The 26,005-nt window shown below is 40.1% G+C and carries 1 protein-coding gene (running past one end of the window); it reads right to left on the bottom strand.

All coding sequences use genetic code 11. The features are described 5' to 3' along the window. A protein-coding gene (locus H628_RS07995; RefSeq protein WP_034538340.1) for a mucin-binding protein crosses the window boundary here: on the bottom strand, nt 1–26,005 show its 5' portion. It extends 11,309 nt beyond the left edge of the window; only the first 26,005 of its 37,314 coding nucleotides appear in the window; the start codon lies at nt 26,003–26,005; its stop codon lies beyond the left edge, outside the window.

Below are 26,005 nucleotides of genomic sequence, written 5' to 3'. Positions count from 1 at the left end.
CAGTACCACTTGGCAAGTCACCCTTGTGAGTATCAACATCAGTTGGGGTATTAGCATCAACTGTACCGTGCTTCAAGCTAATTACGATATCCTTAGCACCATCTTTAGTAAAGCTAATTGAACTTGGAATTGATTGACCATCAGCAAGTTCGTAGCCAGTTGGAACGCTAGTTACGATTACCTTAGGATCTTGGTTGTTAGTGTCTTTACTAATTGCGTAAGTTTGATCAGTTTGGCCGTAAACATTTTGACTGTAAATAGTCTTATTGTTGTTGTCAGCATCTTGGTAGATGATGTGGGCCATGTGAGTAACAGCAGTGTAAACAACCGTGATTTCCTTGTCGTTTGTAGCTGCGTCAACACTTTGATCTTGAACACTAGCTTGACTTGGAGTGTAACCAGCAAGAGTTGGAACACTTGCAATTGCTGACCAGTGGTCGCTATCACCTGCTGGTTGTGGATCTGACCTAGTCCAGTTGTCGTAGTCAACAATCTTACCAGTGATTGCATCCACCTTGACTATTCTAGTGAAGTGAACTGTTTGAACAGTGTCATCAAATACCTTAGTGCCATCAACCTTTTGGTAATGGATAGTTCTGACAACATCCTTGTTACCAGCCTTGATAATGGCAGCCTTGTCGCCGCCTTCAGGAATGTTAGTAGGCTTGTTAGGATCAACAGGTACTACATGGTGCTTTACAAGAACCGTGATGTCTTGAACTTCGCTGCCATCCTCAGGGAAGGTTATAGTAGTTGGCTTAGTTTGACCGTCAGCTAAATCGTAACCAATTGGAACAACAGCTTGTTTACTTACATCAACAGTAGAATGAGTCTTACCAGTTACGGTGATTGGATTACCAACAACCTTGTAGCCATCGTCAACGTCACGGTAAATGATATGCATGGTGTGATCATTTGCTTGGTAAGATACGTTGACGTCTTTACCATTTTGAGGAGTCTTATCTTCACCAAGTGTTACAGCTGCATCGCTTACATAAGTGCTTGCGTGACCATCAACTAATGAAGTGTAACCCTTGATTGGTTCAACTCCGCTACCGTCAAATGATGGAAGATTCCATTCGCCATAAGTTACTTGCTTAGTAGCTTCATCAATAGTTGCAGTTCTAGTTGCAGTAACTGTTTGAGTAACTGTGTTATGACTGCCATCAGGTTTAGTAGTAATAATCTGACGAGTTACATCCTTTGATAAAGCTTCTTTAATGTAGGCCTTATCACCATCTGGAATATCGTCACCACTATGGTAAGTCTTTTCTTGGTGCTTGAAGTTCAAAGTTACACCGTCATCAGTACCATCTTCACCAACAAAGGCATATCCCTTATTAGCCAAAGCAACCTTGATTTGAGCAACGATACCAGCCTTGTTATGTTCAAATTGAACTTCATCACTACCATCTGATTTGTGAGTGATTACTGGGTTAATACCAGCAGGAATATCCAGAGCGATAACCTTGTTAGGATCAGTTATATCATGAGCGTGGATAGTAAAGTTAGTACCATTTGCAGTGTAAGTAATATTGTAAGTAGTATCTGGACTATCAGCAGTTACAGTTTCAGCTGCAATTTCACTAGTTGAAGGAGTGTAGTTAGCAACTGTTGGAGCAGTGAACTCTTTAAAGTCAGCGTTGCCGCTAGCTAAAGTCCATTTACCATAAGTTACTTGACCAGTTACCTTGTCGCGAGTAGCAGTTCTAATGAAGCTTGCGCTATCAGTGTACTTGTTTTCAGCACCTGCTGGCTTCTTACCTTCTGGGTAAGTGATATTGATAGTTCTAGTTACAGTTCTAGTAGTATCTTCAGTTGCCCAAGCAGGCTTGTCACCAGTCTTGCCATCGTATTTATCTTCACCATGCTTCAAGTTAACAACGATATCGGCATGACCATCAGCGGCGAAGGTGATGTTTTCAGGTAATTTTTGACCGTCAACTAATTCATAGTTTTCAGGCATACCGTCATTAATGTTAGTAGCAACTGTATCACCAGTCTTACCAGTCAATTCCTTAATGTTAATAGTTAAGTCGCCGTACTTGTAGATGACGTGAGTCGTGTGATCAAGTGCAGTGTAGTTAATATTAACAGTTTGGTCTTTCGTTGATGGTAAAACATTGTAGCTATCAACGTGGACTGGGTCGTGACTATAGCCAGCTACCTCTGGAATGCCGCTATCATTAATAGCATCCCAAGTTTGACTGCCATCTACCTTCCAGTCGCTGTAGTCCCACTTCTTATCTGCATCATTCCAAGTTGCAGTTCTAGTGAACTTAACTTGTTGAGTTGCAATTGGTTGAGCAGCTTTACCTGGAACATGAGCAATGACAGTTCTAGTAATGGTATTAGCTAATTCTTTAAGAGTACTCTTGTCGCTACCCTTAGGAGTAGTTGTACCCTTATTATTATCATCAACAACCGTCTTTCTTACGTAAACCTTGATGGTTTGGTTAGTTTGACCAAGTTCGTGCTTACCTGGAAGAGTTTGGCCAGGAAGTAATTCGTAACCGTTAGGGATGTTAGTCTTAATAGCATCATCGAAGTTGACCTTGTCGCCTACTCTTGCACTATCACTTGTCCCCTTGAATGTTTGACCAACTTGACTGCCAGTATCAGCATCAACGTATTCGTAACTTTGAGTAGTGAGAAGACCAGTATAAGTAATTGTTACATCAGCAGTTTGACCTGCTTTAATTTCATCAGTGGTTACAGTGTGTGCTTCAACACTAGCAACGCTTGGAGTGTAGCCAGCATATTGAGGAGCAGTTACGCTAGTCAATTCTGGAGTAGTCCAATTAGTGTAGCCAGTTACCTTACCAGTTACAGCATCTACCTCAGCTTGTCTAGTTGCAGTAACTGTTTGAGTGATGTAGTAGTCTTGTCCATCTGGAGCAATTACATGGATTCTTCTAGTTACATTCTGTGATACTACTTCAGAACCACTTGGCAAGTCAGTAGTCTTGTAATCAGTTCTATGAGTGAAGTAAACGTTGAAGCTAGTGTCGCCGTTAAAGGCAGTTGGGAATTTGTCATGGCTGTCGTAGTGGTAGCCTTCTTTTTCAAGAGCCTTAGTAATAGCGTCTACATAAGTTTGAACGTTCTTAGGATCAACAGTTGCGGCAGTTTGACCTTCAAGCGTAGTTGAAACTGAATCTGGAATAGTAATAGTTTCATTGTTGTTACTCTTGTCTTTAGCAACGATAGTGATGTGAGACTTAGCTGCTGCATAAGTTACTTCAACATCGATGTCGTTGTCGTTAGCAGTGACAGTTTCTTGACCATAAGTATGAGTAGAAACAATTGAGTAACCTGCTGGAGCTGCTGGAATCTTGCTTGATACATCGCTAAAGGTAGCGTCTGAACTGGTCCAAGATGGATCGTAAGTTACTTCACCAGTTGCAAGGTCGATCTTAAAGCCGCGCTTGAAGTGAGCGATTTGTTGATCAACTTGGTGACGCTCGCCGCCAACTGGAGTTACATAAACAGTTCTAGTTACGGTCTTGGTCATACCTTGCTTAATCTTACCAAGGTCAACGCCCTTAGGCATGTCACCACTGTGGCTATCAATATCGTCACCAGGGTTGAAGTGTTCAGTTGCGTGATCAACGTTAACAGTTACTTCGTTAGGTTCACCAGGCTTAAAGGTTAAGCTTGGTAAAGTTTGTGGATCAACTAAAGTGTAGCCCTTAGGAAGTACAACGTTCTCTTTAGTAACTTGATATACTTCATCAGTTACGTAGTATTTATCATTCTTATCTTTAATTAAGTTTTGAATACCAACAACAGAAACGTTGCCTTTCTTGTCAGTGTACTTGTAAATTACACGGCCGACCAAGTTATCTGGAGCATAAGTGATTGTGACATCATTATAATTTCCATCAACCTTAACGCCAGTTACCAAAGCAGCGCTTGAAGTTGGGTGGTAACCGTGGATGTCTGGAGCGTTAAATACATCGAATTGGTCGCTGCCTTGAACTGTCCAGTCACCATAAGTTACAGCACCAGTAGCTTCATTCTTAGTTGCAGTTCTAGTGAAGTGAACTCTTTGAGTGTAACTATCTTGAGCACCTGCAGGCTTCTTGCCATCTGGGTAAGTTACCTTGATAGTTCTAGTTACATCCTTAGTAGTAGCTTCCTTTACCCAATCAGGCTTGTCGCCAGTGTTATCGTAAGTATCATTCTTGGCTTGAACAGTTACAACAATAGACTTTTGGCTACCATCAGTTGGGTAAGTTACAGTTACGGCAGTTTGGTTAGGATCAGTTAATTTATAACCAGTTGGAACAGTCGTCTTGTAAGTATCAGTTTCTCCAGCCTTGCCACTGATTGGTTGGCTACCTACTTCTTTACCGTCGCTAGTTTGGAAACTAATCTTACCACTTGCACCGTTAAGCTGGTAAGTTACGATTACTGGTTCGCCATCAACTGGTTTAGCATCTGAGCCTTGGCCAGTAATAATTACATCGCTAGCCTTAACATCGCCGTCAACTCTAGTAGCTTCAGCACTATCGCCGTACTTAACTTCGGTAGTATAACCTTCGACATCACTTACTGGGTAAGCCTTAAATTGACCACTAGTCCAGTTGCCATAAGTTACAGTGCCAGTTTCTTCATCAACAGTAGCAGTTCTTGAAAGGTGAACTGTTTGAACGATGGTTTGCTTAGTGCCATCAGGACTAACAATGGTGATTGGACGAGTTACATCAGCTTCAAGAGCACCCTTAACTACGCCTGGCTTAGTAGAATCTGAGCCGTAAGTAGTAGTTGAATGCTTGAAGTGAAGCGTAATGACATTGCCATCAGTAGTTTGACCGTCGAACTTGTACTTATTACCAAGTGCACCCTTGATAGCAGCTTCAACACTAGCCTTGTTCTTGTTAATGGTATCAGCATCAATGCCCTTAGCAGTATTAACAGTTAAGTTAATACCACTTGGAGTAATGTCCTTACCACTTGCGTCATCATCAACAGCCTGGTATCTAATTGAACTTGCCTTTGGACTGTAAGTAATGTAGGCAGTTTGTTCACCGTAGTTTTCATCAACTGTGATTGCGCTGACTGGGTTTTGAGTGTAGCCATCGATATCATCGCTAGATACAGCTTCAAAGTTCTTATCTGAACTGGTCCAAGGAGTGTAAGTACGTGCACCAGTTGCCCGGTTTACCTTGACATCACGAGTAAATGTAGCAGTTTGATCCTTGACAAACTTAGTTTGACCATCTGGAGTCTTGACATAAACGTGACGAGTTACTGTCCGCTTCAAGTCGTATGTCTTGTCGCTAGTTTCATCGCTTCCGCCCTTGATTGGGTCAGAGTGTTGAGTCAAGTGAATGATAGTGTCGCTTGGAGCTGTACCATCAGTTGGAACCGTGATAGTGACAGTAGTAGCTTGACCCTTAGCTAAGTCGTAGCCAGCCGGAGCAATTGCAGTGTATTCATGAGTATCGCCTGCGCCAAGACCAGTTACGCTATCAACCTTAACTGGAGTCTCATTATTGTCATCATCAACGTAAATGATGTGAGCAGTTAAGTTCTTGACAGCTGTGTAGTGAATATCAACATGGCTGTCTTTGGTGTCAGGAGTTACTTCAACTTCTGGTGCATTCGTATCTGGAGTGTAGCCAGTAATAGTTGGAGCATTGAATTCACTGAACTTGTTACCACTTACAGGAACCCAAGCTGAGTATGAATCAACTTCAACTGACTTAGTTGCTTCATTGTACTTAGCAGTTCTGGTGAAGACTACTTTTTGTGTAGTAGGTACAGGAGTGGTTTGACCAGGCTTGTAAACATTGATTACACGAGTTACAACCTTGGTTAACTCACTGTCCTTAACAGTATCAGGCTTATTGTCTAAAGTAATGACATCAATCTTAGGTTGAACCTTGATAATGATTGGATCACTAGGTTTAGCTGGAATAGTTACAGTAGTTGGGTTATTAGTCCCTGGAACTACTTCGTAGCCTGAAGGAATCTTAGTTTGATCAACCTTAACAACATCACCAGTCTTACCAGTTAAGGTTTGACTACCCTTGTCATTGCCGCCTTCATCTTGGTACTTAATTTCTTGTGAGCCATCTTTTGCGTTGTAGTAAACATCGACTTGATTACCGTTAACTGGGTTACCTTGACTGTCAACTGCACTAGCCTTCTTAACGCTAGTAGCGTCAGTAGCTTTTTCATCCCCACTGTATTTAACACTAGTAGTGTAGCCTTCGAGTTGAGGGATGTCGTATTGGTCAAATTCGCCATCAGTTGGCGTCCACTTGCCATAAGTTACCGCACCAGTTATCTTATCAACACTAGCAGTTCTGCCAAAGGTGGTAGTTTGCGTAATGGTTGAAGTGTTGTTATCTGGAGTGTGAACAATAATCTTACGAGTTACGCTCTTAGTTAAATCAGAATCAGTTACACCAGTTGGTAAGTCCTTGTCACCATGGTTGTATGTATCACTTGCGTGAGTGAAGTGAATTACTAAGTATTGACTTGGCTTAGCAGCAGTATCAGCAACATCATCAAACTTAGTTACTACATCAGTATCAACAAACTTGTAACCTAACTTCTCAAGTTGCTCTTTAGCAGAGGCAACAGCATCCTTAATCTTAGTAGCATCAACCGCTTGATCAGTCTTACCAGTAATATTAGCAATTGCTTGACTAATCTTTGAAGTAATGTCGCTGTTATCAGTATCATCAACTGCCTTGACACCTAATTGGGCATCATCTGCCAAGTAGTGAACAGTCAAGTTGACATTGTCGCTATCACCAGTAACAGTTGCAGCATCGATTCCTTGGTCAGTGTGGTAACCATTAATCTTGGTTAAATCAACTTTAGCCCATGAACCTTGCGATTCATCGCTACCCTTGACATGCCAGTTACCTAAAACGTAGCGGTCAGCACCAGACTTAGTAAGGTCAACTTTGACAGTACGTTCGAAGGTTACGCTTTGGTCAATTGGAGTAGCTACCTTTTCACCAGTGTAGCCATCTGGGTAAACAATTTCGATGTGACGAGTTACGGTCTTGGTCATAAGTGCAGCTACAGCTGCTGGTGCTTTAGATGGATCAGTGTAAGTTTGAGTATCTGGAGTTACGGTAACAGTTAAGTCGCTGTTAGTTGGACCAAACTTGTAATTCTTGTCTGGCAAGTCGGTCTTAATCTTGTAACCCTTAGGTGCAGTAGTTGTGATAGTTGTCGTATCACCTACACGGCCAGTGTATGGAACAGTTGCGATGGTTTGGCCAGAATCGTCAACGTATTTAACGTTAACTGAAGCTGGGTTACCAACGTAAGTTACATGAACAGTGACATCTGGATTATCAAGATCCATGTTTGGAGCTTGTTCAGATACAGTATCAGTGGCAACACCATCTACATAAGTAGTGTAGCCAGGATAGTTTGTAACTGAAGTGCTGGTCCATGGAGTACCAGTCCAAGCAGAGTAACTAGTTACCTTGCCAGTTACTGCATCAACAGTATCAGTTCGAGTGTAAGTGGTCTTTTGCGTTGAAGTTGCTTTTGAACCATCTGGATCAACGTAAGCGATTGTTCTAGTAGCAGTCTTAGTTTCAGTAACTTGCTTTTGCTTATGCTTTACATAAATTACTAACTGACTAGGAGTGTTATCTGAACCTAGAACAAAGTCAGCATCATATTCATCACCAGTCACATATTCGTACTTATCGCCTAATTGACGTTCAAGATAATCATCATCAAAGGCCTTACTTACTCTTTGACCCATTGTTGCTGAAATGGTGTCTTGAGAAGCTGGAGTTACCTGCTCATTGTAATTATCAACATCTTCAAAGACGATTGGAATAGTCTTGGAGTTAGTGGTGTAGTCAACTTCAATGTTGAAGGCACGGTATCTTGGATCACTAGGATTGTTCTTGATTGAATCATAATTATCAATCAAGTCATCAGTCAATCTAGTTGCAGGAATAAATGAACTTGAATTAGATTGATATTCCTTCATTTGTTCAAAGACATAACCAGAAGGTTGGGCTGGAATTGGACTACTTGACATGGTCAAGTTAGCTGATTTTCTACCGTTCTTAATAACTGTCCAATCAGTGTAAGTTACCGTCTTAGTAGCTAAGTCAATTTCGGCAGTTCTACTCAAGACATAAGTTTCAGTATTGGTGTAGTTCATTGGATTACTTTGATCTTGATATACAAAGTTAATCTTTCTTTCAATGACCTTAGTTAAGTCTTGAAGAGTATAGCCTTTAGGAGCATGATCCTTGTCATTGACATAAACTATATTGTGATTGAAGTGAAGGACATAGTTATTTGGATTAGTAGTATCAACAGATTGGTAGCTGTAACCTGCAGCAGTTAACTTAGCAATAATTGCTTGTTCAGCTGTATCAACTTGAGTTTGATCAGGAGTTTGACCAGATTCATGTGTAATTGTCGTAGTAACGCCTAAGCCATCAAGTGAAATGTCACTATTATCGTTGTCATCAACGGCAGTGAACTTCAAATTGCTTGAGTCAGCTGCGTAGTCAACGTGAACGGTGTATGACTTAGTATCACTAGTTACAGCTTCTTGAGCAATTGCGCTGTCGCCTTGTTCAGTTGTCAAAGTACTATCTGAAGTAATGTGACGACTATAGCTTGTGCCTTGGTAAGTAGTAGTTGCAGGAGCATCAGTAATTGCATCAAAGTTTGAATCACCTTCTGCAGTCCAAGCACCAGTTGACTTGATTTGACCAGTTACGGCATCAAAGGTAATCGTTCTAGTGAAGTGAACCCTTTGAACCTCAGTCTTAGCAGATTGACCTGGAAGTGTAATGATTACAGTTCTTGTTACATCCATTTGGGTAGCCTTCTTGTAGTCATCATCACTACCTGGCCAGTCAGTTTGATCTGAACTAATCTTGTGCTTCAAGTAAACAATGGTGTCAGCAGTTGGAGTGCCGTCCTTGCTGAATGCTACTGAAGTTGGCAAGCTAGCAGTTCTAGCAGTATCAAGTTCATAACCCTTAGGAATAGTTACTGTTACTGGAGTTGTACCACCAGTTACGCCAGATACATTTTGAACGCTAATTACTGAATCACTGTTGTCTGAATCCTTAACGATTACTCGAGCAGTTTGTGCATTTGGAGTGTAGACAATAGTTTCAGTATCATCTTTAGTTTCTGGAGTTACTGTTACTTGATCAAGGTGATCAGCAGTGCCAGTGTAGCCAGCAACTTGTGGTGCATTGTAGAAGGCCCACTTGTTGCCGTCTTCAGCAGTCCAGGCACTTAAGTCATACTTGTTTTCACTAGCATTCCAAGTTGCAGTCCGGTTAAAGGTTACTGTTTGAACAACAGGATCATGTGTAATACCACTGAACTTAATAGTTCTAGTAATAGTTTCTGACAGAGGATCAGTCAAGTCACTTGGCTTGTTAGCATTAGTGTAAGTGGTTTGTCTTACATAAACCTTAACTGGAGTGTTATCACTAGAAATAGTTACTGAAGTTGGGATTGATGAATCATTTGCTAATTCGTAGCCCTTAGGTAATGAACCAGTGTATGAAACGCTTTGACCAACACTGCCAGTTACATTGTCAGCCTTAACTACTTTACCAGTTGCAATATCTACATATTGAATGGCTTGAGTAGTATCTTCATTGCCCTTGTATGATACGTAAACATCTGCACCATTTTGAGGAAGCTTGGTTGAAGCATCAACAGTAACAGCTGCACTTGCTACCTTGTCTGCTTGACTTTGGTCAGTTTGACTTGGACCTGCGTATGACTTGTAACCAGTTACTTGTGGAATATCAAATTCATCAAACTTACCAGCTGACCATTCAGAGTAAGTTACTGTGCCAGTCACAAGGTCCTTAGTAGCAGTTCTTGATACGGTTGCGTGTTGTACGTAATCGTGAGTGGCATTAGTAGTGTCAGTTAAGTGAATTGTTCTAGTTACTTCCTTGACAAAGTCAGATTCATTACCAGAACCAGTGTGGTCTTTATCAAGAGTTTCAGTCTTGTGCTTGAAGTGAAGAACTAAGGTTTGGTTGGTGTTGCCATCTTCGTCATATTGAGTAAGTGGATCATGACCAACAAATTCGTACTTGTCACCTAAAGCAGTCTTAGCAGCTGCAATTGCGCTACTAATCTTGCCAGCATCAATTGCGTCATCACTCTTACCAGTAATATTAGCAATTGCTGGAGTGATTAATGAAGTAATATCGGCTGCTTTATTATCATCATCAACAGCCTTAATTACTACAGTTTGATCAGTTGGAGCGTAAGTAATGTTTACGACACTGTCTGTTGAGTCAGGGGTAATAGTTAATTGATCTAACTTGCCGTCAACTACTGGAGTGTAGCCTGTGTGACTTGGAGCAGTAATAGCATTGAAGCTTACGCCGTCATTATTCTTAACCACATCACCAGTGGTGTTACCTGCTACCCAATCAGTGTAAGTTACCCTACCAGTTGCTGCGTTAACAGTAGCAGTTCTGGTGTAAGTTACGCTTTGAGTTTGAGTAGTGATCTTACGAGTATGAGGATCAACGATGTTAACAGTTCTAGTAATGGTCTTAGTTAAGTCAACATTAGCTGGAATGTTAGGATCATCTGGCTTGTAGGTGTGAGAACCAGTAATTACCTTAACAGTAATTGTTTGGTTGCCATCACCAGTTACCTTGTAAGTAGATGGAGCTGGACTAGTTGGGTCAAGTTCGTAGCCTTGAGGTAAGCCAGATTGTGCATCAACCGGAATAGTATCGCCAGTCTTACCAGTAAGAGTCTTAGTACCAACATTCTTGCCATTAGCATCTTGGTAGTTAACCGTGATGTTGTGACTATTAGCAGTGTAAGTAATGACATCAGTTTCGTCACTATCAGCACTAGTTACAGTCTTGCCAGTTACAGTAGCAGGAGTTGCAGTGTAGCCAGTAATTGTTGGTGCAGTGTAGTCTGCCCAAGTAGTGTCACCACTAGCTTTCCAGTCGCTGTAAGTTACGCTGCCATCAACATTATCAACAGTAGCAGTTCTAGTAAAGGTTACTGTATCAGTCTTAAGAGTAGTTACAGCACCAGTTACTGGGTCTACTGACTTGATCGTTCTGGTAATGGTCTTAGTTAATTTGTATGAACCTGGATTATTTGAATCGTAGCCAGTAGTCTTGTGGTCTACCATTACATAAAGGTCAGCAGTATCAGAAGCTAATTTAACTGAGCTTGGAATGTTTTGACCCTTAACAAGTTCGTAGTTACCTAAAGTCCACTTAGTTTGATCAATTGTTACATCGCTACCAATTTTGCCTGAGTAAGGAACTACACTAAGTACTTCCTTGCCAGTCTTAACATCGATGAAGTGAACGTTAAAGCTCTTATTACCAACAATGTAAGTTACGTTGACATCAGCAACTTTACCAGCCGTGATGTCATTCTTAGTTACGGTGTAAGTTGGTACTTCAGTAGCGTTCTTGCCATCAACTTGTGAAATGAAACCATCGTATTGGCTTAAACCATATTGAGCAAAGGTTGGAGTAGTCCAGTCGCCAAAGATTACGGTCTTAGTAGCTTCATTGTATTGGGCTGTCCGAGTAACTTTTACAGTTTGATCAAAGTCAGTATCCTTAGTTCCCTTGTAGCTAGTTGGATATACAAAGTGAATGTGACGAGTAATGGTCTTTTCTAAGTCATCCTTAGTTAATGGAGTACCATCACTCTTCTTAGCACCTTCAGGAATCTTCTCTGGGTCAACATTATCAACCTTTTGGCTAACTTTGATAATGACATCTGCTGGATCAGTTGTACCAAAGTCTATGCTTTCTGGAACGCTCTTAACGTCTGAATCAGCAGCAATTTCGTAGCCTTCAGGAACTGAAGCATTAGTTGCAACGCCTTTTTGATCAGCCTTAGCATCAACAATCTTGTCTGAAACTATAGCACCAGTCTTATCGTCAACGAACTTGATGTGACCAATTAAGCGGTCAGGCTTGTAAGTTACGGTAATTTCTACAGACTTAGCAGTTTCTGGAGTCAAGGCTACAGCTGGAATTGTGCTAATAGTTGCCTTGTAGCCAGCCTTTTCAGGACTAGTTACATCATCCCAACTACCTGATTGAGTCCAGTCGCTGTAACTAATTACCTTACCATTCTTGTCTAAGGTTGCAGTTCTTGAGAAGGTTACTGTTTCTACACTATCATCAGATACCTTATTGCCTTTTTCATCAACAAAGTGAATCGTTCTAGTTACTGATTTTTCTAAGTCATCCTTAGTTAAGCTAGATCCATCACCCTTAGTTGCTCCAGTTGGAATCTGAGTTGGGGTAGCTTCTTGAGTGTTGCCAATGTAAGTAATGTGAACATCAGGAGCCTTGCCACTGTTAATTTCAGCTTCAGTTACTGCACGGCCAACAACATTACCATTGGCATCCCCATCAACATCAATCTTAACAGTGTAGTTCTTGAATTTAGGAGCAGTGTATTCATCAAAGTTTGCACTTGACCAGTCAGAAAGCTTAGTAACTTTCTTAGTGTTCATGTCAATTGTTGCAGTTCTAGTTACAACAACTGTTTGAGTGAAGTGAGTAGTGTTACCTTCTGGATTAGTCGTGTAGATGGTTCTAGTTATAGACTTAGTTAAATCATCCTTAGTTAAGTCAGTACCGTCATCTTTCTTAATGCCTGAAGGAATTGGATCGTTAGGACCAACTGTGTCACTAATCCGCTTGAAGTTCATGTCAAGGTATTGCATTACGCTACTATCAGTATCGTAATCAATTGGCATGTTTTCACCAACGTATTGGTAACCTTGCTCAGCTAATTTACTCTTAATTGCACTAATAGCAGTCCGTAAATCAGTTGAATCAATTGGTGCACCACTCTTGCCGTGGAATACACTAGTTACACCTGCTGGAATTGCAATATCAACAGACTTAGAAGAATCAGTTACATCGTGCAAACGAATAGTTAAGTCTTGATCACCTGCTGTGTAGTTAACTACTACGAAGCTGTCTCTGTCTTCAGCTGTGACATCTTTAGCAGCAACACTTGCATCGCTAGCTGCTACAGTTGAAGTGTAACCAGCTACAGTTGGAATACTAATTGCATCAAAGTGACTGTCTTCTGAAGTCCAAGCAGTGTAAGTGATGGCACCAGTTGCCTTATTCAAAACAGCTTGACGGCTGAAGTGGGCAACTTGAGTGTAAGTCTTACTATCCTTACCTGGTTCATTGATAATGACAGTTCTAGTTACGGTTCTATGTAAGTCACTATCAAAAACACCATGCTTTTTAGCATCTTCATCAGTCAAAGGCTGAGTTTCTTGGTGAACGTAAACAATAGTAGGATCAGTTGCTTGATCACCTGCTGCAATATCAACTTCGGTAGGAACCTTTTGACCGACATCTAAGACGTAGCCAGTAGGTACTGAAGTAGAAATGTTAGTTACCTTTTGACCAGGTGCACCAGTCACAACATCAGTCTTAACAACAGTGTTGTTGTGGGCCTTATCAACGTAGCGAATTTCGGCAGACTTTTGGCTAGCCTTATAAGTTACGTTAACAGTTTCCTTAACTGGGCTAGTTGGAGTTTCACTAGCAACAGTGTCTTTTGGAGCACCGTCAACTAAAGTGGTGTAGCCAGCAACCTTATCTGGAGCATATTCAGCAAATGAAGCATTTTGTGCATCATCAGCAACCCAAGGAGTTAAGGTAGCGGTCTTAGTAGCATCATCGATGATTGCAGTTCTATGCATTGCAACATTTTGAGTTTCAGAAGTATCAGAAGTAGACGAACCATCAAGCTTATGAACAATGATTGTTCTAGTTGCAGTACCAGTTAAGTCAGCACTAGTTAAGTCAGTGCCGTCTTCTTTCTTAGTGCCTGCTGGAATAGTGTCCTTTGGACCAATCGTATCAGTGTGATGCTTTACGTAAACAGGAACAATGATAGTCTTGCCATCTGTTGAGAAGGTAATGTTCTTCTTAGCGTCACTTGAGTCAACAAAGTCATAGCCACTTGGTGCGGTTAAGTCAAATTCCTTAGTTTCACCGGATGGGCCAGTTACTTCTTTAGCATCGCCAACATTTTTACCAGTAGTTACATCCTTGAATTGGATTTGCGCCTTAGCGTCGTTTTCATCCTTTTCGTAGTGAACGTAAACTGTAGCATCGCTATTTACATTAGTTACTTCTTCAACGAAGGTCTTTTGACTGCCATCACTGTAGTCAGAGTTAGTGCCAACGTATGAAGTGTAGCCCTTAACTTGACTAATTCCGAATTGGTCATAAGTGTCGTTATTGTCATATACCCAAGGAGTAAATCCAGTTACTTTACCACTAGTCTTGTCAATAATTGCTTGACGGTGACCAGTAACAGTTTGCTTGTAAGTAGTTACGTTGCCATCAACGCCTTTGACATTAATTGTTCTAGTGAAGCTTTGAGTCAAGTCTTTATCAGTAACTTCTTTACCAGTGGTATCAGTAGTTCCTGAAGGAATGGTTGACTTAGACTCAGTATCCTTAGTAAAGACTAACTTAGTCCCTTCAATAGTTTCGTACTTGTAACCTTGAGCTAAGAATTTACCCTTGATTGCGCTAATTACGCTATCAGTATCCTTCTTAATGTCAGCTTCGCTTCTGCCCTTGCTGTTATCAACAGTGACATCTAAGTCAGATACATCAAGTGGACTGTCAGTACCATTTTCACGGTCAACTGCTGAGTAAGTAATATTAGCAGTGTTTGGAGTGTAGTTAATTACTACATCGTAGTTCTTAGATGGATCATCTGGAGTTACAGCAGCAACACTAGTTTGAGAAGCAGTGTAACCCTCAACTGTTGGAACATTTGAGTATGCGTCAAATTGACCATTTGCTGACCAGTTACCAAATGTTACTTCACCAGTAGCACGGTTGATAGAAACAGTTCTAGTCATGTGAACTGGACCTTGCTTGATAACTTGTGCATTTTGGCCTGGAACATTAATGGTGATAGTTCTGGTTACATCAGCAGCTAAATCACTATTGGTAATTGGAGTACCATCACTCTTCTTAGTGCCTGCTGGAACGTTACCTTCAGAATAAGTGTCAACATGCTGTACTACAGGGATATCAATTGGCTGACTGATTGGACTAGTTTTGCCCTTATCATCAGTCTTAGTTGAACCATCTGTAGTAGTAATAGTCTTGGGTACTTCACTTTCATGATTAGGATCTACATCATAACCGGTTGGAGGTTCTGGCGTAATAGTTGTTTCTTTGCCAGTCGTAACTGAAGTGTGATCAGTGTCAACAACAGTCTTTTCTTCAGTCTTAGGATTAGTGTAGGTGTAAGTAATTTCAACTTGCTTAGTTTCAGGAGCATAGTGAATATCAATCGTTTGATTTTGTGAATCTGGACCTGGCTTATAAGCATCAATCTGACTACCGGCATCTGAAGTGTAACCTGCTGGAGCAGTGATAGTGTATGCATCCCATTGACTCTTAGAACCATTTACAAGTTCCCAATCACTGTAGCCAATTACTTTACCGTTAGCATCAAGAGTTGCTGTACGCTTGTAAGTTACTTCTTGAGTAGTGGTTGTTGGAGCTTTAGCATCACCATCTTTGTAGTCATTGATTGTTCTAGTGATAGTTTGGAATAAGTCCTGCTTAGTTAAGTCAGATGTACCGTCACCTTTCTTAGCGCCGGTAGGAATCGTTACATCACCTGTATCAGTTGGTGTGACAGGTTTGGTGTTGCCAGTGTATTTAATAGTTACAGCATCCCCATCAATTGGGTTACCGTTGCTATCCTTAGCGCTAGCAGAAGCAACAGTAGTTGCGGCAGTACCGTTAACAGTTGAAGTGTAACCAGTAAGTTGTGGAACATCATATGATGCAAATTGTCCATCATTTGAGTAATTCCAACTACTGAAGGTGACATTCTTAGTAGTTTGATCAACTGTAGCGGTTCTAGTTGCAACAACAGTTTGCGTGAAGCTTGAAGATTTGCCATCTGGAGTTTCAGTGGTAATAGTTCTAGTTACTGTCTTGTACAAGTCAGCGTGAGTTAAGTCACGTGGGCTAGTTTCACCAGGGATGTTTACCTTCTTTGGTAAATCACTATCTGGAGTGTTTGAATCGTAATTCTTTTCACCCTTAGTGAAGTAAAGCTTTACAGTTTGATCAGTATTGCTGTCAGTGTCGTAAGTATCAACATCTTGGTGATCAAAGCTGTAACCTTCACCCTTGAAGTAAGTAATAACGTCATTAATTGCCTTACCAGCAATACCTGAACCTGATTTACCAGAAATTTCAGTAGTGTAGCTAGATGGAATAGTTAATTGGGTTCCATCAGTAGTGTAAGCTTCAATCTTAGCCTTTTGAGTTGAGTCAAGGTAGAAGACATCAATATGTTGATCTTCCATATCACCAGTTACAGTTACTTGACCAAGCTTATCCTTGTTAACAGTAGTATAACCAGCAACATCAGGAACTTGACTAGTTTCATCAGCCCAAGTACCGTTTTCTGGAGTCCAAGCTGTGAAGCCCTTAAAGGCACCAGTTGCCTTGTCAACAATTGCCTTACGAGTAAAGCTTACAGTTTGGGCATCTAAGTCTTTAGTTGTGCCATCAGTCTTATGAATAGTAGCTGTTCTAGTAACAGTCTTCTTTAAGTCGTCTACTGTTACACCACTAGGTAACTTGGTAGGTTGATCTGGACCGATTTCATCAGTACCAGCTGATTGAACATAGATAGTTACAGTTTCATCACTTGTACCGAAGTTGTGGTTACCAGTCTTCAAAGCATCATATGCAGCTTGAGACTTTGCTTCAACACTGTAGCCAGTTGGAACTGTAGTTGTACCGTCAGCTAAAGCAACACCTTTTTGGTTAGCCTTACCCTTAATAGTGTAACTCTTGAGAATTACGCCACTATCAGTTTGGTATTGAACAGTGAAGCTTAATCCTTCTTTTGCCTTAAAGTGAACATCAACTTCTTGGTTTTGAGGGTTGTTAACATCAACTGTGCCTGATGGAACATAAGTAGTTACGTGACCATCAATCGTAGCATCCATACCTGCTGGGGTCTTATCAGTTAAATCTTCTGAATTCCATGAACCTGAAATAATTCTCCAGTTAGTGTAACCAAGGAACTTCTTGTTGATTGGGTCGTATAAGACATCTGCACCAAGGTTAATGTTTTGAGTAACTTTCTTAGCAGTATCTTCTGTGCCATCAGCATTGAAGAAGTTAATAGTTCTAGTTACGGTCTTATTTCTACCGTTCCATTGATCATCAGTTAGACCTTCTGGTTTAGTACCATCATGTGAAATAGTGTTACCAGTTACCTTGACGTAAACGTTGATTGGATTGTCATCAGTTGTAAACTTGTTATTTTCATAACTAGTAAAGTTTTGACCTGGAACTAATTCATAGCCAGTTGGAATATGACCATTAATTGCAGTAACAACGTCTTCACCAAGTACATTGCCAACATTACCAGACATTGAAGTTGTACCAACTTTAGTACCATCTTCAGTTACGTAGTTAATGGTTTGAGTAGCTTCACCTGCTTTATAAGTTACAGTACTTTCAAGCGTAGCTGGTGTGTTGTTATCAATAGTTACGCTAGCAACTTCCTTAGCATCCTTACCATCAACTTGTGAAGTGTAGCCAGTGTATTGGTTAACGCTGAATACAGGAATTGAGCCAGTCCAATCAGTGTAACCAGTAACCTTCTTAGCTATCTTGTCGTAAATTGCCTTACGAGTTGCAGTAGCAGTTTGAGTTTCATCATGACTGCCCTTAGTTGGTTCACCTTGAACGTGGATAGTTCTAGTGATGGTCTTAGTTAAATCTTCATGAGTGGTACCAGCTGGAAGTTGACTTTGGTCATCATTTTCAGTTTGGTGAGTGAAGTGAATAGTAATCCATTGATCAGTCTTTGAATCATCATCATAATTATCAATGGTGTTCTTTCCAACAAACTTGTAGCCTTCACTTTCAATTGCCTTAACAATCTTGTCAATTGCACCTTGAAGCTTATCTTGGTCAACTGGTGTGCTGCTTGTACCCTTAATTTCAGTAGTTAAACCACTTGGAATAGTAATTTCAGAACCACTATTAGCATCGTCCACTGCCTTTAACTTAAGGTTTTGGGTGTTGTCGGTGTAGTTAATGGTAATGTCGCTATTTGCAGTATCTGCAGTAACAGTTTGACTAGCAACTGTAGCAGTGGTTGGAACATAACCAGCAATTGTTGGTGCATCATATTCTTCCCAAGTACCACTAGCCTTATTATCATCAGTTAACCATGCACTTGCAGTATCAGGAATAACTTGACCAGTAACTTTATCAAACTTAATCGTTCTGTGGAAGATAACAGTTTGCTTAATTACTTGTGGAGTCTTATCGCCAGGACGGTTAACCGTAATCGTTCTAGTAACTTCCTTAACTACTTGATCACGTAAGTTTTCTGGTACATTGTCCTTAGTGTAAGTATCTTGACTAGCCTTAACATAGATTGTACCGGTGGCATTACCAAATTGTGAAGTTACAGTACCTTTAGTAGTATCAAGAGTTACGTTAACTGCTGGCTTAGAGGAATCAAGTTCATAACCTGAAGGGATTTCTAAGTTTTCAGTTACGTTACCACCATCAGTTACACCAGTAATAGTTTGAGTACGTACTACCTTGTTGCCATTATCCTTATCAACATAGCTAATTACTTGCTTTTGAGCCTGGTTGTTGTATGAAATGTATACTTCAATTAAGTGTGGAGTCTTTGCATCAACAACTTTAGCATCAACTTGAGCAACTGAAGGAGTGTACCCAGCATGAGCAGTTGGAGTGTAAGCTTCAAGAGTCTTGTTGTTTTCATCAGCTGGGACCCAGTCAGTGAAGCCAATTACAGTTTTAGTAATTGGATCAACCATAGCAGTACGTTTAACGTTAACTGTTTGAGTCTGAACCAAAGTTGGCGTGGTTTGACCTGGAGCAGTTTCATAAATCTTACGTACAACAGTGTCGTTTAAGTCACTATTTTCTAAGTTGCCACTGCCATCCGGCTTCTTAATATTTGTGCCTTCTTCAACTTTATCGATAGTTTCAACTGCAGTGTAATCAACTTCAACAGGACTTGCATCTTGTGGAGTCTTGTCAGCATCAGTGCCAAATGTTACTGGGGCACTTGGAACAACCGTAGTTTCTTTGCCATCAATTGAAGTTACATAACCATCAACTTGATCAATTGCTTTATCGCCAAAGTAAGGATCTGAACCATCCTTAAGTCTCCAGTCAGAGTAAGTCCGCTTTTCAGGGATTTCAGCACCACTAGCATCATGAGTAGCTGGTGAAATAGTTACATCTCTGACATAAGTTACATCTTGGGTAATACTTGAACCACCCTTTGGCTTGTTAAAGGTAATTTGACGATGAACAGTCTTTGACAAGTTGTACTTAGTATCAGTATCAGTGTCTTGACCACCGGTAATCTTAGTAGCAATTCTTTGAACTGGGATAACAATATCAGGATTAGTGTCCTTTAAGGTTGTGTTATCAGGAATAATTGTACCTGGAATAATTTGGTAACCAGATGGAACACTACTACTAATAGTTTCACCAATTTGTTGAGTTTCGCCAACTTTGCCCTTAAGTGGAATAGTACCGATTACAGTAGAGCCGTCTTTGTAAACAATATTTTGGCTAGCATCTTGACCAACATATTTAACAGTAATGTTTTGATCTTGTGGATCAGTCTTAGTGTTAACAACATATGCAGGAACCACATTAGCATTGCCATCACCGTTGATGTTGTCAGTGTAACTTGCAGTGTAACCTTTAATTTCTGGAACAGTGAAGGTTGTACTTGTACCTTTCCATTCGTTCCAACTAGTTACCTTGTGGCTAACTGGATCATAATTACCAGTTCTAGTTACAGTGAAATCTTGAGAAATGGTCTTAGTGCCTGAAATTGGGTCATTAAGAGTAATAGTTCTCTTAACAGTCTTTTGGAATTGGTCTGGAGTTACGCCAGTTGCATCCTTAGGGATGTTATCACCATCAATTGGTGTAGTTGCATGCTTGAAGTAAACAGCAACAGTTTGGGTAAATGAAGAATCAGTATCAAAGTTCTTTGGTTCAGTACCAATATCACTAAACTTATAACCATTCTTTTCAAGGTAATCCTTAATACCATCAATTACGCCTTGAAGTTGAGAACTGTCAACTGTTGTTCCACTCTTACCAGTTAAAGTCTTAATAACTGAGGCTGGGATAGCAATTGTAGTTGGTTGACCACTCTTATCGAGATTGTCACGGTCAAAGGCTTGAACCTCAATTACTTGATCATCAGCAGCATAGTTGACGTATACGTCGAAGCTTGAGTCACTTGAAGTTACAGTCTTAGCACCTAAACCGTCACCTGGGGTTACGCTTCTGGTGTATCCATCTTTATGTTCTGGATATGCACTTGCCTTGTCAGCAAAGGTTAAGCTTGGTTCAGCAACTGTTTCATTCTTGTGTTCTTGAGTAACCTTATCAAGGTCATATGAAACATGGAAGGTTACCTTGTCAGTATCAACGTGAGTTGAGCCATTAGGTTCAGTTACGTGAATATTTCTGACAACATCCTTAACAGTATCAACGTGTTGAGTTTGATGAACTAGGTAAACTTGAGTAATGTTGTCGCTACCAGTCTTAATTGTTACTGAATCAGGGACAGTGCTGCCTGACTTTAAGGCATAGTTTTCAGGGATAGCCTTTTCACCATCTGTTAAGTTGTAAGTATCACCTTCTAGAGCGTGAACATAAACAGTCTTAACGACTTCATTGTTCTTGTCAGCATCGTAGAAGACAACCTTGCCGTCACCTTTAACAGCATTGTAGTCAATGTTGATGGTACCAAAGTCCTTGTTAACTGTATCGTCATTAATCGTTTGACTAGTTACAGTTTCAGGATTTGGATCATAACCTTGGATATATGGTAATAAGTCGTCAGTCTTGTAAGTAAGACCAGCCAAAGCACCGGTACCTTGTACAGTCCAGTGTTGGTCATAAGTAATATCGCCAGTTACTAAGTCCTTAGTGGCATTTCTAGTTGATTGTACAGTTTGAGTCCAAACAAGTGACTTACCGTTAACAGTAACACCTGCACGGCCTGCAAACTTAGCTGCATCAGTAGCATTTGGATAGTTAATAACAATCTTACGAGTTGCAGTAGCAGTTAAGACAACTGGCTTATGAGTTGCTGGATCAGTTGGTAAATCAGGATCATTTGGATGGTAATCCTTAGTGTTGTGATCGAAGTTTAAGTCAACAACTTGACCAGCTGAAGTAAAGCTAGTTGGAATGCTTGAGTTATTTACAAACTTGTAACCCTTAGCAATTAAAGCATTCTTAATTGTTTCAATATCAGAATTCAAACTTGCTGGAACTGCATCATTTTGCTTACCAGAAACAGTAGTAGTTAAACCAGTTAAGTTAATAGCAGTCTTACCACCATTGTGGACATCCCAAGCTTGAATTTGAATAGTTGCATTCTTGACGTAGTTAACAGTGTAGTTTTCGTTCTTAGTATTGTAAGTTGGAGTTTCAGCATTAATAGTTGAACCGGTATCACCAGTAATATTAGTGTAATAGCCATCAATACTTGGGATGATATCACTGTTGCCTTCGCTTGCTGCTGGCCAGTTAACAGCACCAGTAGCTGAAGAATAAGTTTCGTTCTTAGTTACTAAGTCAGTATCCTTAGTAAAGTGAGTAGTGTAAGTACGGATTACAGTATTACCGTTAGTAGTGGTAGTAACGCCATCAGTATCAGCAGTAAGGTTAGTTGGAACTTTACCATCTGGGTAATTTACTGTGATTGTTCTAGTTACAGCTACATCCTTAGTTGAGTGTTTGTGCTTCAAGTGAATTACTTGGTCACCAGTTGAAGCCTTGAAACTAGTTGGAATTGGGCTGTTGCTTCCGTCGGCAAGTTTATAGAATGATGAGTTTGGTGTGTTTTCAGGTGTTACTGTTACATCTGAACCTGGTGCTTGTGTGAAGTCTTGTTCAGTTACAACATTACCATTGTTGTCATCATCAACATACTTGATGGCACCAGTAACATTCATCTTCTTTAAGACGTAGACAACCTTGTACTCATTGTAAGTATTTCGAACAGATGTAACTGGCCAGTCAACTTGAACATATGGATCACTTGAATAACGTTTTGCAAATAAAAGCTTCTTAGCAACGGCATAATTTTCTGACTTGATAGTTTCATGAGTTGCTGGGTTAACTGCATCTAAGGCCCATTCATCTGGGAAATCAGAGTTAGAGAAACCTGCTCCTGCATATTCATCGAATTCCTTAGTTTGGCTCAAATCAAAGTCTGGATAATCTTTATTCTGACCATCTGTTTCTGGGAATTGAACGCCAGTCTTAACAGTTACCGGGAATTTTTCTGCAATTGAAGCAGAAACAGTAGCTGTACCTACAGACTCCGTATTAACTACTAATGGCTTCAACCCATCGGCAACAATACTGCTTCCCAGAATGTCTTGGCCACCATAGAAATTATAGTTTGAATTTTGACCATTAATAATAAATTTACCGGAGCCTTGTCCTTGTCCTACCTCTGGAATTTCAATATAAATTGAACGAACTTTAGACCAATCAGTTGGATTTTCAGTAAAGTTACTTAAGTTAATATTATTTATTGCATCCTGGTTCTTTAAATCAAATTCATCATTTGAATATAGAACCTTTACTCCAGATAAGCCAGAAGGGACAGTAATTGGACCAGTTAAATCAAAGTCGAATTTATCGTCTAGACTATCACCTTCCTTAGGAACGTTAATAACAGCACGAACATTCTTAAGTGAACTTTGCTTATAGTTAGTTGCCTCAAATGAGAACTTCATTGGAATTGGCTTGTTTTGATCGACTAAAGCTTTAACTCTAGAATCAGTCTTAGAAACGTTCGTTTTAATCTGGAATGGATCGTCAAAGATTGCACTACCACTACTTTGAGTTAAGGCATCCCCCATTGCAATAGCAAAATTTTGTGTACCTACATAATAAAGAGGCTGTCCGCTGATTCCTAACTTAGTTGCCATATCATCTGCCTTAGGATCAAGGACTGTGTCGATGTCAGAATTTGTACTAATGTATATAGGAATCTTATATGTGCCGTTTTTAATCCCTAATGAAGGTGTAAACCAAGCTTGCAATCGCTTACCTTCTGGTTGTTCGAAGTTATAATCAGCTCCAGTTCCCTTGTAATCAACCTTAAGGACCATCTTACCATCAGAACTAGTGAAAGTTGAAATCTTTGGATATACAGTAGTTTTTTCACCTGCTGCATTGGTAATTTCTACTCCAGTATTCTGAACCGTACCACCAGACATCGAAACTGATTGATAACTAACATCATCTGGCAAAACATAGTAAATAGTTGGTTCATGAAGAATACCAGAATTTGCTTTTGTGGATCCAGTATTATTAAATCCTAATTCAGCTGAAACAGTGATTTTACCAGGTGTCCCAACCCATGTAGGTGAAACAACCTGAACTCCTCCAATAGTTCCTACGGCAGTTTGAGTAACAGCTGAAGAAAATGACTTGAAGTTATCACCATTTCCAGTACCATCAAAACTAATATTGGAAGTTAAAGTGTCACCGGTATGAGTTGGTGTATAACCATCATCATTAGCACCAACAACCTTACCATAGTATTCAAATGAACGACCCTTAGAAGTATCTACACTATCACCAAAGTAATCTGGGGTCACCTTAATTGAAGTAATACCTGATTTAGATTGGTTAACAATATCTTCTCCGGCCTTAACTGTACCAGTTTGCTTAGTACCATCAGCACGGGTGATTTCATAGCTATAAGTTGATGCACCAGTTGAATTGTAAGCTGGACTTTCTGGCGTGGTGATACGGTAAACATTTTCATTTGGGGTAAAGGTCATAGTAATATGAGCTGTACTATCACCAAATGGAGTACCCACATTGGTTTTAACATCAAATTTACCTAAGTAATCATCGGTTTCCTTACCTGGATATACTTGGTCATTTGCACGCTTTGCTTCACCAGAAGTAGTAACAGTACCTAATGTTTGATCAACAGTAGATTGATCTTGTTGGTCAGGAGTTTTTCCGTCTTTAATTGCTTGATCGATACGCTTTTGTGCTTCGTCAGCTGCAGCCTTTTCCTTTTTACCTAAGATTTTGTCACTAAAGTACCAAATATATTGACCATCATTATCATTACTACTGATAGTTGTGCCTTTATCATCAATTATCTTGGTATAAGTTGGCTTTTGTTTTGCCCAAACCACAGTATTGGTCTCAGGAGCATCACTATCTGAATACTTAAATTGACCGACAAAGCCATAAGATTCTTTGTCAGAAGAAGTACTATTAATTCCCGCTCCCTTTGGAATGGTAATAACGATATCGCCACCCATTCCACCTTCTTGGGTGATAGTTTCACCATTAGTAAAGTGGTTCAAGTTCATTGAAGCTGCTTGATTTAAGACAAAGTGATCTGGAGTTGGAATTCTAATGGTAGCACCATAGTTAGTTCCAGCATAAACCTTGTTATATGAACTAGAGCCATCATTGGTCATAATCCCAACTTGATCACGTGCAATGATGTGGAAAATTGCATCATGGTTAGGTGCAAGTGGAATACGTTGATCTGCTGCTTCAAGATCTTCACCACGATATGGTGAAAGTTGCGTACCAATTGTTTCATTAATCTTTACTTGATAAGTTGCAGTTGTTTCTTTGACACCATTTCTAGTTACTTCAATTGTGTGATTTGTAGTACCTAAATCATCTGAAGTAAAATCACGCATACCAGAACTGTGCATTGCTTGGTTTAGAATTTCCAAATAAACTGCACCAGAAGTATTTTGAGAGAATGTATAAGTAAGCTCAATACCACCATCTTCTAGCTTCTTTTCACTTGAAAGTGAAATTGCAGGTGGTAAGGCTGCACGATCTGTTTGGATTTCTGTACCAACCGCTCTATGGGCAGTAATGACAACCTTGTCTCCCTGCTTACCTGTCATAGTAACTTTGACAAAAACATCGTTATGAGAATTATTTTTAAATTCTTGTGAACCTGCAGTGTTCTTACCAATAGAAGTATCAAGCAAAACAGGACCAGACATAACCTGGGTACCCTTATCATCGTTAGTGAATTCAACAGATGAAGTTTGAATACCTTGATCATTAGTGGTAGTTGCACTTTCAGTAGCAGTTAAAGCGTTTGAGCCGTTTTGAGCTTGTTGCTGATTTTGATCAGTACCAGTAGCTTGATTACTATCTGTATTTGCATCGGTAGCTGTCAAACTTACAAATGGATTAATCTTGCCAGATCTATCACCATTATTAGCCACTTCTAATTTGGTTACTTCAGCACCAGAATTGTCAACGACCTTCATTTCACCAGTTGTTGAAACTAAGGTAGTTGGCTTTGCAACTTTAGTGCCAGTATCAGCAACTGAGATGCTAGTAGTTTGAGCTTGAGTTGCTTGCTTAGCACTATTTTCAGTGTTAGTAGCTCCTGCTTCACTAGCCTTAGTTGCTTGTTCTTGCTTCTTTGCATTATCGCTCAAAGCCTTGACATAAGCTTGCTTTAAGTTAGCTAAAGCAGTATCAACTTCCGCTTGTGAAGCGCTATCATTTTCAAGAATAGATTTTACCGAAGTTAATTGTGAAGCCAATTGATCTTTTACTTCACTCTTAATGATTTCATCATAAAGCTTTTGTAAATCTGTCTTGTCAGCTTTTTCATTAATAATTTTCTTGCTCAGTTCGGCTCGAGCCGAATCTGTGCTAGAACTTGATGTTACTTCAGAAGATTGCTCCCCTTCAGTTACACCATTTTGGGTTGTAGTAGCTTGAGCAGCTCCTGAACCCATACCAAAATATAAGGAAGTAGACAAAACAACAGAGGTCAACCCAATTGAGAACTTACGGAACCCAAAGTGTTGAACCTGTCGTGATGACTGTTCCATTTTATTTCTAAAATTATTTTTGGATACCCCCAT

Origin of the sequence: Lactobacillus psittaci DSM 15354 (assembly GCF_000425905.1) — a bacterium.
In the GTDB taxonomy this organism is placed as follows: Bacteria; Bacillota; Bacilli; order Lactobacillales; family Lactobacillaceae; genus Lactobacillus; species Lactobacillus psittaci.
Note: the sequence above shows the minus strand (reverse complement) of the source record. Positions and strands in the feature narration are given on the sequence as shown.